The sequence below is a fragment of the Vibrio kagoshimensis genome, from assembly GCF_050337535.1.
Lineage (GTDB): Bacteria > Pseudomonadota > Gammaproteobacteria > Enterobacterales > Vibrionaceae > Vibrio > Vibrio gallaecicus.
On the sequence record NZ_JAKJSZ010000008.1, the window covers coordinates 247,253 to 263,887 of the forward strand.

Here is a 16,635-nt window from a genome sequence, read left to right on the forward strand (position 1 = left end):
CAGGCTCTCTATTCTAGCAAGCTAGATTATTTTACAACTAGGTCACCGAAGTAAGGCATAACCATAGGGTTTACAACGTCTGCAGCACCTACGTTAGACTTTGCGCCCCACGCTTCACTTTGCCAATGTAGCGGTACGAATACAGCGTCGTTGTAAAGTGTAGCTTCAACACCTTTCAGCATTTTCGCACGCTTAGCTGGGTCAGTTTCAACGTTAGATGCTTCTACAATCGCATCCATTTCTGGATTTGAGTAACCAGAACAGTTGTATTGACCACGACCCGTTTCTTCGTTACGAGTCATTGTTAAGAACTCATTGAAGTTCGCTGAATCTTCAGTATCTGCGTGCCAACCAATCATCATCATATCAGCAGAACATAGGTCAAATTCAGGCCAGTATTGCGCTTTAGGCATCGTCTTAAGATCAACTTTGATACCAATCTTAGACAACATTGAAGCAGAAGCTTGTGCTACTTTCGCATCGTTCACGTAACGGTTGTTTGGCGCAGCCATTGTTAATGTAAAGCCTTTCTCATAACCCGCTTCTTTCATCAGCTTCTTAGCTGCTTTAAGATCGTAGCGTGGCACTAGCTCTTCATTATGACCAGCGTAACCTGTTGGACTTTGTTGACCAGCAGCCGTTGCGAAGCCCTTCATGATCTTCTTAACAATACCTTCATTGTTAATTGCATGAACGATAGCTTGACGAACACGTACATCTTTAAGTGCTTCGTTACTATTTTGGTTCATTTGGAACGTAATGATACGAGTACCAGGCAGAGTCACTAGATCAATGTTTTTCGCTTTCTTAACACGTTTGTGATCGTTTGGCGCAACAGGGTGAATCATATCTACATCGCCAGAAAGTAGAGCAGCAACACGAGTCGCGTCTTCTTTAATTGGCACAAGTGTTAGCTTGTCTACGTTACCTTCAGTTTCTGTATCCCAGTAATCACCGAAACGCTCAAATGTCACCTTAACGCCTTGTTCACGTTGAGTCACAATGAATGGACCAGTACCAGATACGTTCGTAGATGCGAATGAATTACCGTGTTTTACAAGTTCAGACTTGTCTGCACCAGCCGCTGTTTTACCCGAGTAAAACTTGCTGTCCATTGGGAAAATGTACGTTGCTGTTTGCAATACAAGTGGGTAAGCCGCTTTTGATACTAGCTCAACCGTATAGTCATCCACTTTTACCATTTTTTCGTATGGAGAGAAGATTGACTTAAAGTCTGGAGAAGCTTGTAGACGTTCAAAAGTCCACACAACATCATCAGCTGTTAGTTCATTACCAGAGTGAAATTTAACACCCTGACGTAGATTGAAGCGGAACGTAGTGTCATCAACACGTTCCCAGCTTGATGCTAGGCGGCCTTCAAAGTCCATTTCTTGTGTGAAACGTACTAGAGGGTCAAACACCATGTGAGACATTTGCAGTGTGCCACCAGATAGCTGCTCGTGCGGGTCAAGTGATACTGGGTCAGCTGCGTAGCCAACGGTAATATCTGCTGCTGCTGCACTAAAACTTAGGCCAGCTGCCATCAAAGCTACTGCTAATTTGCTTTTCATGGTTTTCATTGCATAACTCCTTCATGCGGGAATCCAGATCCCTAGTTGTTGTATTTGCGTCTGTTATTGTTTTTCAAGTACAGCCTTGTACTTCTTGACCGCTTGAAACTTTTTATATTGCGGCTTTCGCCACTGCTTTTTCTTCTCGTAAGCCTGTAAATTCAGGCATCAAAGAAATCAGGTGTTGACTGTATGCATGCTGTGGTGAGTTGAATAACTGCTCAGTAGGGGCTACTTCCAGTAACGTCCCCATTTGCATCACACCAACACGATCACACATCTGACGAATAACCGGTAAGTCATGGCTGATAAACAGCATGGTGAGGTTCAGTTCGTCTTGTAGATCTTTTAATAAATTAAGGATTTGCGCTTGTACTGATACGTCTAATGCCGATGTTGGTTCATCACAAATCAATAAACGAGGACGCGTAGCCAAAGCACGAGCGATAGAAATACGCTGACGCTGACCACCAGAAAATTCGTGCGGATATTTGACACCAGCCATCACACCAAGACCTACGTGTTCCAACAGATCATGAACAATCTGGCGAGTTTCATTCTCGTTACGAGTCAGCTTATGGAAGCGAATTGGCTCTGCGACAATGTCAAAAATCTTCATACGTGGATTCATTGACGTGTACGGGTTTTGGAATACCATCTGCATTTGGCGGCGCATCGGACGACGCTCTTTTTCAGATTTCAGCCCAGTAAGGTCAATACCTTCGAAGGTTACCTTGCCAGAGTTAGGTGCATATAAACCAGCAATAACACGTGCGATGGTGGATTTACCTGAACCAGACTCGCCAACTAAACCAAACGTTTCACCTTCATGCACTTCAAAACTCACGTTGTTTGACGCCTGAACGTACTCACGACGACTCTCAAAGAAAGAGTCCTTGGTGGTAAAGCGTAAGTTTACGTTTTCAACATTCAGTAGTGGGCCAGTGTAATCACGGTGGTCCTGACTTTGACCTAACCAGTGGTTTTTCACATCAAGAGGTTCCATCTCATGCGCTTCTTCGATGTAGCTCACAAGAGGGAAACGATCGAGTTTACGATCTGAACGGGGAACCGCTGAGATAAGACTGTGTGTGTACGGGTGCTCAGGAGTACCCAATACTTGCTTAGTTGGACCAAATTCAACTAAATCACCGCGGTACATAACCGCAACACGGTCAGTCACGTTAGAGACAACACCCATGTCGTGTGTTACCAACATGCAGCCTACGTTTTTCTTAATACATAGATCACGGATCAAACCGAGAATTTGGTCTTGAATCGATACATCTAGAGCTGTGGTTGGTTCATCTGCAATGATCAAATCCGGCTCGCCGGCTAGCGCAATCGCAATCACGACTCGCTGACGCATACCACCAGAGAATTGGTGCGGATACTGCTTTAGACGGTTTTCTGGTTGTGGGATACCCACTTGGTTCATTAGATCTAATGAACGTTGATAAGCTTCAGCGTCCGATACCTTCATATTGGCATGGATCGTTTCTTTTAATTGCTGCTCAACGGTGAATAGTGGGTTAAGCGACGTCATTGGGTCTTGGAAGATAAATCCAATTTTAGAGCCACGTACTTTCCGCATTTGTTCAGGAGATAGCCCTGATACTTTTTCACCATCAAGGAAAACTTCACCACTAGCGATGCGACCAGGAGGGCTTAATAAATCAATAACAGCGTTACCAACTGTCGATTTACCCGCTCCAGACTCGCCAACAACGCCGACAATCTCTCCACGTTCAATATTGAACGACAACGATTTAACGGCGGCATGAACTCCATGACGAGATGGGTATTCGATTCGAAGGTTTTTAACTTCTAAAAGTGACATTACCAGACCTCTACTGCTATGGCAGCTTTCTGCCCTGTCTGCAAAATTGAATCCATTCATATCAGAATATTGTTCTGATATTTTATACGGCAAACAATTTGGCAAATAATTCACACAAAAGCAACAAAATTAGGATAAAAAGTCGATATTCGACGATTTGAAAGCAAAAGCTACGCATAACTATTCAAAAGACAAACATATAATATAATTTTAGAACGACATTCCATATGCAACAAAGACTAAAACTCAAACTATAACTGAGGCTAAACAAGTCAAATCATCGGGAAATATAAATCAGCCATCACCATTCCAATAATAAATATTCACTAACCTAAAATTTAACACAACGGAAACATCAACCACTAAACAAACACCATACGAACATAAAAACCATAAACTTGAGATTAAGTAGTTATTAAATTCATAAATATAGGTAAAAAGCGGCATTTTAATTCACAGATGATTTCATGCAATAAACACCCACAATAGAGACTAGTAGGAAATGGCGATCGCGTTGAGGTATTTATCTAAAGTGTGAAATTAATCATTGGAAAGAAGGAATTATCAAGGAAACGAGTTGGATCTTGAAATAAATATTTGTCTCTAGAAATGAAAAAAGCCTCGTCATTTCTGACGAGGCTTCTTAAGTGATCGGTTAAGAGACATTCTTTGAACATCAGGCGAACCCCACTTGGGTTCCAATCTAGTGATCTATAGATGAAAAAAAGCTCATCATTTCTGACGAGCTTTCTTAAAAGTGGTCGGTGAAGAGGGATTCGAACCCCCGACCCTCTGGTCCCAAACCAGATGCGCTACCAAGCTGCGCTATTCACCGAGATGTTTCGTTTGATTTATCAAACAGGGAACTTAAAAAAGTTACCAAAATTAATGGGGTGGCTAACGAGATTCGAACTCGCGACCACCGGAATCACAATCCAGGGCTCTACCAACTGAGCTATAGCCACCACTAATTTTTTATATAACCGCTTTAAAAGCGATTATTGAAATAGTGGTCGGTGAAGAGGGATTCGAACCCCCGACCCTCTGGTCCCAAACCAGATGCGCTACCAAGCTGCGCTATTCACCGACTAATTTTGTATTAACTCTTGGGATAGTGAGTTAACACTGGAAGCCTAAGCTACCGATATTTCGTAAAGAAAGAATGGGGTGGCTAACGAGATTCGAACTCGCGACCACCGGAATCACAATCCAGGGCTCTACCAACTGAGCTATAGCCACCATTATTTCTTTTATTGCCAATTTCTCACTTATCGAAATAAGTAACCGGATGGCGCGCCTGAAAGGATTCGAACCTTCGACCTTTGGCTCCGGAGGCCAACGCTCTATCCAGCTGAGCTACAGGCGCATGCCCTGTCGGCGGAGTGGAATAATACGTATATCACCCTATGTCGTCTAGTACTTTTTTTACTTTTTTTATCGTTTGGTCTATTTTTCAACAGTTAATATGTGATAAACCCCTAGTTTGAGCGTGACAAAGCGCTGAAGCGTATAAGTTGTTGTTTATTGCAACAACTTATCAGGATATAATCACCCATTATTTACATTGATTTAACAGCAGCTCATGCGCAGTTGGATCAAGATGCCGCTATAACACTATAAATTGGTAAGCATGTACTTACCTTGGGAATGTAAAGTGAGTTTAATGGATATGTCTCGTCGAATTTTAACCGTTGTCATCGCAGCTTTAACTTTTTCTACTGCAGCTATGGCTTCAAACTTGAGCCAAGCTGAGCAAGATGCAATTGCTGAACGCATCAAACCAGTAGGTCAGGTCTATTTAGTTGGTAGTGAGCCTGTTAAGGCAGAGCCTACAGGCCCTAGAGATGGTGCAACGGTATACGGAACGTTCTGTATTGCTTGTCACTCTTCTGGAGTAAGCGGAGCACCTAAAACAGGTGACGCTGCAGACTGGGCTCCTCGTATTGCTCAAGGTAAAGACATCCTAAAAGACCATGCGATCAACGGCTTTAATGCAATGCCTGCTAAAGGTTCTTGTATGGATTGTTCAGATGACGAAATCGTAGATGCTATTGAGCATATGATTGCGGGTCTGTAATCCAAGAAGCAAACCGCTTCTAACATAAACAGAAAAGGTGACCACAAGGTCACCTTTTTAGTATTTCATTTTTCAGCAGCACAACAGGCTAAGCGCCTTACTTCTTGTTAAACATCGCCCTTATATTGGCAATATGCGCCTGCCCTTTTTCCATACGTTCTTCTGCAGTTTGCGGCTTCTTCATATTTTCCCACTCTACATCCTCAAAAGGCAGCTCATCTAAAAAACGGCTCTGCGTAGGCTTGATTAGCTCACCATATTGTCGACGCTCACGGCATTTAGTAAATGTCAGCTCTTTTTGAGCTCGAGTAATACCGACATACATAAGGCGACGTTCTTCTTCTACATTGCCTTCATCCACACTCGTTTGATGAGGTAAAATACCTTCTTCCGCCCCCATTAAATAAACATAAGGGAACTCTAGGCCTTTAGAGGCATGCAGCGTCATTAATTGAACCTGATCAGAATCTTCATCATCTTCACCGCGCTCCATCATGTCCCGCAGGGTTAAGCGCTGAACCACTTCTCTTAATGTTTTCTCTTCTTTATCGTAATTGTCACCCTCTAAATCAGCGACAATCCAGCTATACAAATCTGACACGTTTTTCATTCGCATCTCAGCCGCTTTCGGGCTAGCTGAAGTTTCGTATAACCAGTCTTCATAGTTGATGTCTCGAACCAAAGAGCGTACAGCATCAACAGTATTGCCGCGTTCAGCATTATCGGATATACGAACAATCCAATCAGTAAAGCGGCGCAGATTTTCTAACCCTCGACCTGTCAGTGTTTGTTCCAATCCCATTTCAAAGCTGGCTTCAAATAAGCTTTTGCCACGCATATTAGCGTAACTGCCCAACTTCTCTAACGTAACAGGGCCAATCTCGCGACGGGGTGTATTCACTATGCGTAAGAAGGCATTGTCATCATCCGGATTCACCAATACTCGCAGGTAAGCCATGATGTCTTTAATCTCAGCACGAGCAAAAAATGAAGTACCACCGGAGATTTTGTAAGGAACCCTATTTTGCATTAAGGCCTTTTCAATCAAACGGGATTGATGATTTCCACGGTAAAGCACGGCATAAGCCTTGTAATCCGTTCGATTTAAGAACTTATGTGCGATGATTTCACCGGTAATACGCTCAGCTTCATGTTCTTCATTCTTGGCATTTAATACTTTGAGTTTTTCTCCATCCGGGATCTCAGAGAACAGTGACTTCTCGTACACGTGCGGATTATTAGCGATCAAGATGTTCGCCGCACGCAAAATACGGCTGGTTGAGCGATAGTTTTGCTCAAGCTTAATTAGACGCAGGTTTGGGTAATCTTCACCAAGTAACACCAAGTTTTGAGGTTTTGCGCCACGCCAGGAGTAAATGGATTGATCATCATCGCCTACTACCGTCAAGCGACCACGATCTCCCACAAGTAAACGAACCAGTTCATATTGGCTTGTGTTGGTATCTTGGTATTCATCAACCAGCAAATAGCGAATACGTGACTGCCAACGTTCACGTACTTCCTGATTTGTTTTCAGCAGTAATACAGGCATCGCGATCAGATCATCAAAATCTAGAGCGTTATAAGCTTTCATCTGTTTCTGATACATCTCAAAGCAAAATGCGAACAACTGTTCTTGTTCACCTTGAGCACGTGCTTTCGCCTGATCTGGCGTCAACATGTCATTTTTCCAGTTAGAGATGGTGCTCATTAATGCGCGAAGCAGATCTTTATCACCATCAATTTGTGTTTCAGTCAGTTCTTTCAATAGTGCTAACTGATCTTGGTCATCAAACAATGAGAAGCCAGCTTTCAACCCAAGTGCCTTGTACTCTTTTCGAATAATGGTTAAGCCCATTGTATGAAAGGTAGACACTATCAAACCTTTAGCTTCATTTTTGCCAAGAGTTTGCCCCACCCGCTCTTTCATTTCGCGAGCGGCTTTATTGGTAAAGGTTACCGCGGCTATATTTCGAGCTTTATACCCACACTGCTGAACCAAGTAAGCTATTTTATTAGTGATTACACGTGTTTTACCTGAGCCAGCGCCCGCTAAAACGAGGCAGGGGCCAGAAACGTATTTCACGGCTTCATCTTGTCTTGGATTCAGTTTCATTGAGTTCTCAACATAATTTAACGAGGTCTTATTGGGGTACATTCCTATAATAATGCTGCAACACAGGGAATGCTATGTTCTCTTTTACAAGTTTTTTACGAGTATTATGCAAAACTATGTTGCATGAATGTATGGTTCTTAAGCTATAATGAATGAACGTTCATTCACTGGTGATGCTTTATGACCATTAATACATCTCAGGATAAACGTCTTCAGATACTCTCTGCTGCTGAAGCTCTTATTGCAGAAGTAGGCTTTCAAGGCTTATCCATGCATAAACTAGCAAAAGAAGCAGGAGTCGCCGCTGGTACTATTTATCGCTATTTTGATGATAAAGAACACCTAATTGAAGAAGTTCGAGTACAAGTTACTCAACGAGTAGCGAATGCTGTACAAGAAGGCGTTGATGATTCACAACCAATAAAACAACGCTACCGAACCATGTGGTTAAACATATGGGACTTAGCTGGGACTAACCTTGCTGCAATCAAAAATCGAATTCAATACGATTCTTTACCAACAACACATTGCACTCAATTTAGGGAATTAGAACGAATCATGTTTTCCCAGGTCGAACTGCTATTCAATGAAGGTAAGGAGCAAGGACTTTTTAAACCACTTGATAATGAAGTTTTAAGTGGTCTGAGCTTAGCCGCTAGTGTTTCACTAGCTCGTAAGCATTCTTTAGGCTTTTACCAATTGGATGATGCTGCATTAGATGCCGCTATTGAAGCCAGTTGGGATGCAATAATTAAACACTAACTTGGAGTTCAAATAAGAATGAAAAAGTGGATTATCATGCTATCAATTGTACTTGTACTATTCGGTAGCGTTTTTGGATATCGAATGCACGATATCCAACAAAAAATGGCAGCGTTCGCAAATATGCCAGAACCTGCTTTTCCAGTAACCGCTATGGAAGTGGACACCGTTGACTGGGTTCCAGTTATTGAGGCAATAGGTTTTATTGAACCAAACCAAGGTGTGACTCTTGCAAATGAAACTGCTGGTATCATTGACCAAATTTCTTTTGAATCTGGTACTGACGTTAAAAAAGACCAACAACTTGTACGTTTAGATTCAGAAGTAGAAAAAGCGAACCTGAAAAGTACTCAAGCTCGTTTACCTGCAGCTGAAGCTAAATACAAGCGATACAAAGGTCTATTCAAGAAAGGCTCTATTTCTAAAGAAGCTTACGATGATGCAGAAGCTAACTTTTTCTCATTATCAGCTGATATTGAGAGTTTAAAAGCCTCTATTGAACGCCGCCAAATTCGTGCACCTTTTGATGGCAAAGTGGGTATTCGTAATGTTTACCTAGGTCAATACCTACAATCTGGCACTGATATCGTTCGTTTAGAAGATACAACCGTGATGCGCTTACGCTTTACTGTTTCTCAAAATGACATCTCTCGAATCAACGTTGGTCAGGCAATTGATATTTATGTTGATGCTTACCCTGAACGCCCATTCCAAGGTTCTATCAGCGCAATTGAACCAGCCGTAAGTGTTCAAAGTGGTCTTATTGAAGTTCAAGCCGACATTCCAAACAATGACGGTAAACTTCGTAGCGGTATGTTCGCTCGTGCCAACATCATCCTACCGAAGCTTGAGAACCAAGTAACACTTCCTCAAACTGCAATCACATTCACTCTCTACGGCGATAATGTTTACATTATTTCAGATGTGGACGGCGAAATGCGTGTTAAACAACATGTGGTTAAAGTAGGTGAAAGAGCAAAAGATAAAGCGCACATCCTTGAAGGAGTGAAGCCGGGCGATATCGTCGTGACTTCAGGTCAAGTTCGCTTAAGTAATGACGCAAAAGTTAAGATCGTTGAAAGCGACTCTCTAACTCCACCGTCTGAAACACCAATGCTGTAATTGGAGGCACAATGCGCTTTACTGATGTTTTCATAAAACGTCCAGTTCTAGCGGTATCCATCAGCTTTTTGATTGCATTACTTGGCTTACAAGCAATCTTCAAAATGCAGGTGCGAGAATACCCTGAAATGACGAATACCGTAGTAACAGTTTCAACTGGTTACTACGGTGCAAGTGCCGATCTTATCCAAGGCTTTATCACTCAACCTCTCGAGCAGGCAGTGGCACAAGCGGATAATATCGACTATATGACTTCTTCTTCTGTATTAGGTACTTCTACTATTACGGTAAATATGAAGTTGAACACCGACCCCAATGCAGCTCTGTCGGACATATTGGCTAAAACTAACTCTGTACGATCTCAGCTTCCTAAAGAATCTGAAGATCCAACAGTAACCATGTCGACAGGTTCGACTACGGCTGTACTCTACATTGGTTTTACCAGTGATGAATTGGTTTCAAGCCAAATTACCGATTACCTAGAACGAGTAATTAACCCGCAGCTATTTACGGTTAATGGTGTGTCTAAAGTTGACCTTTATGGTGGTATGAAATACGCACTTCGCGTATGGCTAGATCCAGCAAAAATGGCAGCATTAAACTTGACTGCTTCGGATGTTATGACGGTCTTAAATGCCAATAACTACCAATCAGCAACAGGTCAAGCAACGGGTGAGTTTGTTCTTTATAACGGCAGTGCCGATACTCAGGTATCAAACACTGAAGAATTAGAGAACTTAGTGGTAAAAAGTGGCGAAGGTGAAATCATTCGTCTCTCTGACATAGCTAAGGTTTCTTTAGAGAAAAGCCACGATGTTTATCGAGCGAGTGCGAATGGTCAGGAAGCCGTTGTTGCTGCAATTAATGCAGCCCCGAGTGCAAACCCAATCAACATTGCAGCCGACGTTCTTGAGCTTCTTCCTCAACTAGAGAAGAACTTACCAAGCAACATATCGATGAATGTCATGTATGACTCGACTATTGCCATTAATGAATCTATTCAAGAGGTTATTAAAACTATTCTTGAAGCAGCGTTAATTGTATTAATCGTAATTACCTTGTTCCTTGGTTCATTCCGAGCAGTACTTATCCCTATCGTTACTATCCCACTATCTCTGATTGGTGTGGCAATGGTAATGCAAGCGATGGGCTTCTCATGGAACTTGATGACACTACTGGCGATGGTACTGGCTATCGGCTTGGTGGTTGATGATGCAATCGTTGTACTTGAAAACGTCGACCGGCATATAAAGCTCGGAGAGTCCCCTTTCCGCGCCGCAATTATCGGTACCCGTGAAATTGCCGTACCAGTTATCGCAATGACACTGACACTAGGCGCAGTTTATGCCCCAATTGCTTTAATGGGTGGCATCACCGGTTCGCTATTTAAAGAGTTTGCTCTTACATTAGCGGGAGCCGTTTTCGTATCAGGTATTGTCGCATTAACACTATCACCTATGATGTGTTCAAAAATGCTTAAGGCTAACGCGAAACCAAGTAAGTTCGAGCAAAAGGTCCATAACGGCCTAGATGCAATGGCTAATGGCTATGTGAAGATACTTGGTGGCATCATGAAGAGCCGACCAGTGGTTATTGTTTTTTCACTGATCGTGTTCGGCACACTACCGTTGCTGTTTAAGTTTATCCCAAGTGAACTCGCACCTTCAGAAGATAAAGGTGTAATCATGCTGATGGGTACTGCGCCTTCTAACGCCAACTTAGATTTCATGCAGAACACCATGAATGATGTGAATGCGATTCTTTCAGATCAACCTGAAGTAAAGTATGCACAAGTATTTACAGGTGTGCCTAGTTCAAACCAAGCCTTTGGTATTGCATCAATGGTTCCTTGGAGTGAGCGAGAAGCAAGCCAATCTGAAGTAGCAAACCGTGTTACTGGTCTCGTAAGTGGTGTACCTGGAATGGCAGTGACTGCATTCCAAATGCCAGAGTTACCTGGTGCAGGTTCAGGTTTACCAATTCAGTTCGTTATCACAACTCCGAACTCGTTTGAGAGCTTGTTTACGATTACGACTGATATTCTTGCCGACGTGAAATCGAGTCCTCAGTTTGTCTACTCTGACCTCGATTTAAACTATGACTCTGCCACGATGAAAATTAACATCGACAAAGACAAAGCAGGGGCATATGGAGTGACGATGCAAGACATTGGTATCACTCTTGGCACAATGATGTCTGATGGCTACGTAAACCGCATTGACTTAAACGGTCGTTCATATGAGGTAATTCCTCAGGTTGAGCGTAAATACCGTCTAAACCCAGAATCAATGAACAATTACTATGTTCGTGCAGCTGATGGTAACGCAGTGCCACTTGGCAGTTTAATCACTATTGATGTTGTTGCTGAGCCACGCTCATTACCACACTTCAATCAGTTGAACTCAGCTACCATTGGTGCCGTTCCAACACCTGGAGTGGCGATGGGTGATGCTATTGCTTGGTTTGAGAATATTGCAGATACCAAATTACCAAGTGGTTACAACCACGATTACATGGGTGAAGCTCGTCAATACGTAACTGAAGGTAGCGCCTTGTACGCAACTTTTGGTCTCGCATTAGCGATCATTTTCTTGGTTCTAGCCATTCAGTTTGAGTCACTAAAAGATCCGTTGGTTATCATGGTGTCCGTTCCACTGGCTATTTGTGGGGCTCTTGTCGCACTGGCATGGGGAACCGCATCGATGAACATTTACTCTCAGGTAGGATTAATCACGTTGGTTGGTCTCATTACTAAACACGGTATTTTGATTTGTGAAGTAGCGAAAGAAGAACAGCTTCACAATAACAAATCCCGTATTGATGCAGTAATGGAAGCGGCTAAAGTTCGTCTTCGTCCAATTCTAATGACAACAGCAGCAATGATTGCAGGTCTTATCCCACTAATGTACGCAACAGGTGCGGGTGCAGCTCAGCGTTTCAGTATTGGTATAGTAATTGTGGCTGGTCTTGCGATTGGTACGCTATTTACTTTGTTTGTTCTGCCTGTAATCTACAGCTACTTGGCAGAGAAGCATAAGCCTCTACCAGTGTTCGTTGAAGATAAAGACCTAGAAAAACTAGCTCGCGTCGACGAAGCAAAAGCGGCTCACAGAGAATTAGCTGATAATAAGTAATCTCTAAGTCGTATTAACAATTAAAAAGGCTACTTCGGTGGCCTTTTTTTATACGCCAGAGGCGACTTCTTCTGTGTGATTAAATAGAATAGTAGGAAATATTCAGGAGTTTTAATTGATATGTTTGATCCAAAAAAACTAGAGCAAATTGCTAAGCAGATCCACGACTCAATGCCTCAACCAGTTAAAGAGCTGGGTTCAGACGTAGACCAAAAAGTTCGCCAAGTTATCCAAGGTCAACTAAACAAGCTCGACGTTGTGAGCCGCGAAGAGTTTGATGTTCAAACACAAGTACTGCTCCGCACTCGTCAAAAGCTGACAGAGATGGAACAGAAGCTAGCGGATTTAGAAGCAAAGATTGCTGACAAGTAAGCCGTAAAGCAAGAAAACTGAAAGGGTTGGTGTGAAAACACCAACCCTTTTGTATTTCTAAGGCTCAATCAAGAACTGAAATTCAATGTCTAAGACCTATCAAGCAATGTTCATTTTACCGATGTGTAATACTTTGCGCCTAAAAGCAAAAAGGCTTGGTCAACGGCGACCAAGCCTTTTATTAGATGTTGTGTTGCTTAATAATAACTCCAACCTGTAAGGAGCTAATGATACTGCTTTGCTTTTTCTACAAATTTATCAGTATCTAAGCGACTAATTAACCGCCAACAGCGATACGCTTCATGTCGCTCATGTAGCTACGTAGCTCTTCACCAATGTACTCTACAGGGTGGTTACGGATAGCTTCGTTTACTTCAATTAGCTTCGCGTTATCTACGTGGTTAGATGCTTCACCTAGACCGCGACCAATGACATCAGTTGCAACTGAAGGCATGAACTGCTCGCGTAGTAGCGGTGTTGCTACGTTAGCGAATAGGTAATTACCGTACTCAGCTGTATCAGAGATTACAACGTTCATTTCGTAAAGACGCTTACGAGCAACTGTATTTGCGATTAGTGGAAGCTCATGTAGAGACTCGTAGTAAGCAGACTCATCGATGATGCCAGATGCTGTCATTGCTTCGAATGCTAGCTCAACACCCGCACGAACCATAGCAACCATAAGGATACCGTTATCAAAGTACTCTTGCTCTGAGATTTCTACGTCAGAAGCTGGGTAGTTTTCGAATGCCGTTTCGCCTGTCTCTTCACGCCAGCCTAGTAGGTTCACGTCATCGTTCGCCCAGTCAGCCATCATAGTGCTAGAGAAGTGACCAGAAATGATGTCATCCATGTGCTTGTTATAAAGCGGACGCATTAGATCTTTTAGCTCTTCAGAAAGCTCAAACGCTTTAACTTTAGCAGGGTTAGATAGACGGTCCATCATGTGAGTTACGCCACCGAACTTAAGTGCTTCAGTAATCGTTTCCCAACCGTATTGCAGAAGTTTACCTGCGTAGCCTGGTTCGATGCCATCAGCAATCATCTTCTCGTAAGATACGATAGAACCGGCTTGTAGCATGCCACATAGAATGGTTTGCTCACCCATAAGGTCAGATTTAACTTCAGCTACGAATGAAGACTCTAGGCAACCTGCTCGGTGACCACCAGTACCTGCAGCCCAAGCTTTAGCGATATCCCAGCCTTCGCCTTTAGGGTCATTTTCTGGATGAACAGCGATCAGTGTTGGAACACCGAAACCACGCTTGTACTCTTCACGAACTTCAGACCCTGGACACTTAGGTGCAACCATTACAACGGTAAGGTCAGCACGTAATTGCATGCCTTCTTCAACAACGTTGAAACCATGAGAGTAACCAAGAGCAGCACCTTCTTTCATTAGAGGCATTACTGTCTCAACAACATTAGTGTGTTGCTTATCAGGAGTAAGGTTAATAACTAGGTCTGCTTGAGGGATTAGCGTTTCGTAGCTACCAACTACAAAGCCGTTTTCGTCAGCATTCTTGAATGATTGACGCTTCTCATCAATTGCAGCTTGGCGTAGAGCGTAAGATACGTCTAGACCAGAATCACGCATGTTTAGACCTTGGTTTAGACCTTGAGCACCACAGCCAACAATGACGATCTTCTTACCTTCAAGGTATTCAGCTTCAGTCGTAAATTCTTCACGATCCATGAAACGGCAGCGACCTAATTGGTCTAGTTGCTCACGAAGGTTTAATGTATTGAAATAGTTAGCCATTGTAGGGCACTCCTTTAAAAATAAGTCCGTAAGGTCGATATCTCTCTATCGAATGACTTCATACTAAAACAGACACCCCGTTGCTGAAAGTGATATATTCACAATTAGTTATTGCAATAAATGCAACATGGAAACGATCAGAGAACATGAACATAAAATCTCTACAATTATTTATACATTTATGTGATAGCAAAAGTTTCAGCAAAACAGCTGCTGCTATGCACGTCAGTCCTTCTGCCCTTAGTCGTCAAATACAAAAGCTTGAGGAGGAAACAGGGCAGGAACTGCTTATCAGGGATAATCGAAGTGTTGACCTCACACCAGCAGGGAAACATCTGTTGCCTGTGGCATTGAGCATCGTTGGCGAGTGGCAGCAATATAATCTTCATCTAAAAGGCGGAGAACAGGAGCTCAAGGGTGAGATCCGTATTTTCTGTTCCGTAACAGCAAGCTACAGTCACCTTCCTGAACTCATTACCGAATTCAGGGCTATTCATCCGTATATTGAGTTTAAGCTCTCTACCGGTGATCCAGCGCAATCCATAGACAAGATACTGAATGATGAAGCTGATATTGCTATTTCAGCTAAACCAGACATTTTGCCTTCAAGATTAGAGTTCGAAACCATTAGCGATATACCACTGTCAGTGATCATCCCATCTGGCGTGAGTAGCTTTAGCCAGCAACTGCAATCAGATAAGCCTAACTGGAATGAAGTACCCTTTATCATCCCCGAAGCAGGCACCGCTCGTGAACGTGCTAATGCATGGTTCAAAAAGATGAAGATTAAGCCCAGCATTTACGCACAGGTATCTGGGCATGAGGCGATTGTAAGTATGGTTGCGCTAGGTTGTGGAGTGGGTATAGCCCCTGATGTCGTCATTAACAACAGTCCAGTGAGAGATAAGGTCGATCGTTTAAAAATAGAACCAATCAAACCCTTTGAATTAGGCGTTTGCTGTAAACGATCTCAACTTGAGAACCCACTGATTAGAGCATTTTGGCAAGTAGCCGAAGGAAAATATCTCCCTGACTAGTTAACTTTAGATATGCTGGTTAAGAGAATAATAGAGAGCACGTTAGTGCTCTTTTTTGTTTTTCTAAATAGCAGATATGAAAAAGCCCGCTGATTTCTCAGCGGGCTTTTCAATGGTGGTGGAGGGATAGGGATTTGAACCCTAGAACCGCTATTAACGGTTGCCGGTTTTCAAGACCGGTGCTTTCGACCACTCAGCCATCCCTCCAACAAATTGTCATCAATAGATTAGTACACTAATGATGTTGTTAATTGCTAATGCAAGTAACGATATTTAAAGCCTGGCGATGTCCTACTCTCACATGGGGAAGCCCCACACTACCATCGGCGCTATTGTGTTTCACTTCTGAGTTCGGCATGGAATCAGGTGGGTCCACAATGCTATGGTCGCCAAGCAAATTTTAAAATTCGGAAAACTGGATTTAAAAGTTTATCTCTTCAAACTCATTCAAGCGTTTGGTATTTCTTTGAGTCCACAAAACCCCTTGGGTGTTGTATGGTTAAGCCTCACGGGCAATTAGTACAGGTTAGCTCAATGCCTCGCAGCACTTACACACCCTGCCTATCAACGTCGTAGTCTACGACAACCCTTTAGGACACTTATAGTGCCAGGGAAAACTCATCTCAAGGCTCGCTTCCCGCTTAGATGCTTTCAGCGGTTATCGATTCCGAACTTAGCTACCGGGCAATGCCATTGGCATGACAACCCGAACACCAGAGGTTCGTCCACTCCGGTCCTCTCGTACTAGGAGCAGCCCCTTTCAATTTTCCAACGCCCACGGCAGATAGGGACCGAACTGTCTCACGACGTTCTAAACCCAGCTCGCGTACCACTTTAAATGG

10 protein-coding genes, 6 tRNA genes and 2 rRNA genes are annotated in these 16,635 nt (G+C 43.0%); 6 read left to right on the forward strand and 12 right to left on the reverse strand.

Annotated elements, in window-relative coordinates; genetic code table 11:
* Nucleotides 1-26: 26 nt before the first annotated feature.
* The 7 genes from L4C37_RS09875 to L4C37_RS09905 all read right to left on the reverse strand — a co-directional run bounded on the left by L4C37_RS09875 (nucleotide 27) and on the right by L4C37_RS09905 (nucleotide 4,777).
* Entirely contained in the window at nucleotides 27-1,580 is a 1,554-nt protein-coding gene (locus L4C37_RS09875) for an ABC transporter substrate-binding protein (protein ID WP_137373886.1), read from the reverse strand.
* Nucleotides 1,581-1,683: 103 nt separating this feature from the next.
* Nucleotides 1,684-3,411 (reverse strand): dipeptide ABC transporter ATP-binding protein, encoded by a 1,728-nt coding sequence (locus L4C37_RS09880; protein WP_429768468.1) that lies wholly within the window; start codon nucleotides 3,409-3,411, stop codon nucleotides 1,684-1,686.
* Nucleotides 3,412-4,169: 758 nt separating this feature from the next.
* Nucleotides 4,170-4,246 (reverse strand) — tRNA-Pro (locus L4C37_RS09885).
* Between the two features lie 54 nt (nucleotides 4,247-4,300).
* Nucleotides 4,301-4,376: transfer RNA gene (locus tag L4C37_RS09890), tRNA-His, on the reverse strand.
* Nucleotides 4,377-4,421: 45 nt separating this feature from the next.
* Nucleotides 4,422-4,498, reverse strand: a tRNA-Pro gene (locus L4C37_RS09895).
* Between the two features lie 76 nt (nucleotides 4,499-4,574).
* Nucleotides 4,575-4,650 (reverse strand) — tRNA-His (locus L4C37_RS09900).
* A 50-nt stretch (nucleotides 4,651-4,700) separates the two neighbouring features.
* Nucleotides 4,701-4,777: transfer RNA gene (locus L4C37_RS09905), tRNA-Arg, on the reverse strand.
* A 297-nt stretch (nucleotides 4,778-5,074) separates the two neighbouring features.
* On the opposite strand from L4C37_RS09905, the gene L4C37_RS09910 reads away from it, so the two are divergent.
* Nucleotides 5,075-5,488, forward strand: a complete 414-nt coding sequence (locus L4C37_RS09910; protein ID WP_137374121.1) for a c-type cytochrome — start codon at nucleotides 5,075-5,077, stop codon at nucleotides 5,486-5,488.
* Nucleotides 5,489-5,585: 97 nt separating this feature from the next.
* Here the strand turns inward: L4C37_RS09910 and rep are convergent, their stop codons facing one another.
* Nucleotides 5,586-7,604, reverse strand: a complete 2,019-nt coding sequence (gene rep / locus L4C37_RS09915) for a DNA helicase Rep (RefSeq protein ID WP_372266331.1) — start codon at nucleotides 7,602-7,604, stop codon at nucleotides 5,586-5,588.
* 180 nt (nucleotides 7,605-7,784) lie between these two features.
* On the opposite strand from rep, the gene L4C37_RS09920 reads away from it, so the two are divergent.
* The 4 genes from L4C37_RS09920 (at nucleotide 7,785) to ubiK (ending at nucleotide 12,994) form a co-directional block, all read left to right on the forward strand.
* Entirely contained in the window at nucleotides 7,785-8,366 is a 582-nt protein-coding gene (locus L4C37_RS09920) for a TetR/AcrR family transcriptional regulator (protein WP_137373883.1), read from the forward strand.
* Between the two features lie 18 nt (nucleotides 8,367-8,384).
* Nucleotides 8,385-9,488, forward strand: coding sequence for an efflux RND transporter periplasmic adaptor subunit (locus L4C37_RS09925; RefSeq protein ID WP_137373882.1), 1,104 nt, complete (start codon nucleotides 8,385-8,387; stop codon nucleotides 9,486-9,488).
* An 11-nt stretch (nucleotides 9,489-9,499) separates the two neighbouring features.
* Complete coding sequence (locus L4C37_RS09930; RefSeq protein ID WP_429768469.1) at nucleotides 9,500-12,622, forward strand: multidrug efflux RND transporter permease subunit; 3,123 nt, start codon at nucleotides 9,500-9,502, stop codon at nucleotides 12,620-12,622.
* Nucleotides 12,623-12,742: 120 nt separating this feature from the next.
* Nucleotides 12,743-12,994 carry a ubiquinone biosynthesis accessory factor UbiK gene (ubiK, locus tag L4C37_RS09935; RefSeq protein WP_009848085.1) on the forward strand — a complete coding sequence of 84 codons (252 nt, stop codon included), beginning with the start codon at nucleotides 12,743-12,745 and terminating at the stop codon, nucleotides 12,992-12,994.
* A gap of 277 nt (nucleotides 12,995-13,271) precedes the next feature.
* Here the strand turns inward: ubiK and ilvC are convergent, their stop codons facing one another.
* Nucleotides 13,272-14,756, reverse strand: coding sequence for a ketol-acid reductoisomerase (ilvC, locus tag L4C37_RS09940; RefSeq protein WP_429768470.1), 1,485 nt, complete (start codon nucleotides 14,754-14,756; stop codon nucleotides 13,272-13,274).
* A 146-nt stretch (nucleotides 14,757-14,902) separates the two neighbouring features.
* On the opposite strand from ilvC, the gene ilvY reads away from it, so the two are divergent.
* Nucleotides 14,903-15,793 (forward strand): HTH-type transcriptional activator IlvY, encoded by an 891-nt coding sequence (ilvY, locus tag L4C37_RS09945; RefSeq protein ID WP_429768471.1) that lies wholly within the window; start codon nucleotides 14,903-14,905, stop codon nucleotides 15,791-15,793.
* Nucleotides 15,794-15,909: 116 nt separating this feature from the next.
* Here ilvY and L4C37_RS09950 read toward each other — a convergent pair.
* The 3 genes from L4C37_RS09950 to L4C37_RS09960 all read right to left on the reverse strand — a co-directional run.
* Nucleotides 15,910-16,000 (reverse strand) — tRNA-Ser (locus tag L4C37_RS09950).
* A 71-nt stretch (nucleotides 16,001-16,071) separates the two neighbouring features.
* Nucleotides 16,072-16,187: ribosomal RNA gene (rrf, locus tag L4C37_RS09955) — 5S ribosomal RNA — on the reverse strand.
* A gap of 101 nt (nucleotides 16,188-16,288) precedes the next feature.
* Nucleotides 16,289-16,635, reverse strand: a 23S ribosomal RNA gene (locus tag L4C37_RS09960); the annotation flags it as partial.

What these genes read in the sequence shown, in the direction of transcription:
- L4C37_RS09875 (WP_137373886.1), bottom strand. Translation starts at nt 1,580, where the DNA reads ATGAAAACCATGAAAAGCAAATTAGCAGTAGCTTTGATGGCAGCTGGC.
- L4C37_RS09880 (WP_429768468.1), bottom strand. Translation starts at nt 3,411, where the DNA reads ATGTCACTTTTAGAAGTTAAAAACCTTCGAATCGAATACCCATCTCGT.
- L4C37_RS09910 (WP_137374121.1), top strand. Translation starts at nt 5,075, where the DNA reads ATGGATATGTCTCGTCGAATTTTAACCGTTGTCATCGCAGCTTTAACT.
- rep (WP_372266331.1), bottom strand. Translation starts at nt 7,604, where the DNA reads ATGAAACTGAATCCAAGACAAGATGAAGCCGTGAAATACGTTTCTGGC.
- L4C37_RS09920 (WP_137373883.1), top strand. Translation starts at nt 7,785, where the DNA reads ATGACCATTAATACATCTCAGGATAAACGTCTTCAGATACTCTCTGCT.
- L4C37_RS09925 (WP_137373882.1), top strand. Translation starts at nt 8,385, where the DNA reads ATGAAAAAGTGGATTATCATGCTATCAATTGTACTTGTACTATTCGGT.
- L4C37_RS09930 (WP_429768469.1), top strand. Translation starts at nt 9,500, where the DNA reads ATGCGCTTTACTGATGTTTTCATAAAACGTCCAGTTCTAGCGGTATCC.
- ubiK (WP_009848085.1), top strand. Translation starts at nt 12,743, where the DNA reads ATGTTTGATCCAAAAAAACTAGAGCAAATTGCTAAGCAGATCCACGAC.
- ilvC (WP_429768470.1), bottom strand. Translation starts at nt 14,756, where the DNA reads ATGGCTAACTATTTCAATACATTAAACCTTCGTGAGCAACTAGACCAA.
- ilvY (WP_429768471.1), top strand. Translation starts at nt 14,903, where the DNA reads ATGAACATAAAATCTCTACAATTATTTATACATTTATGTGATAGCAAA.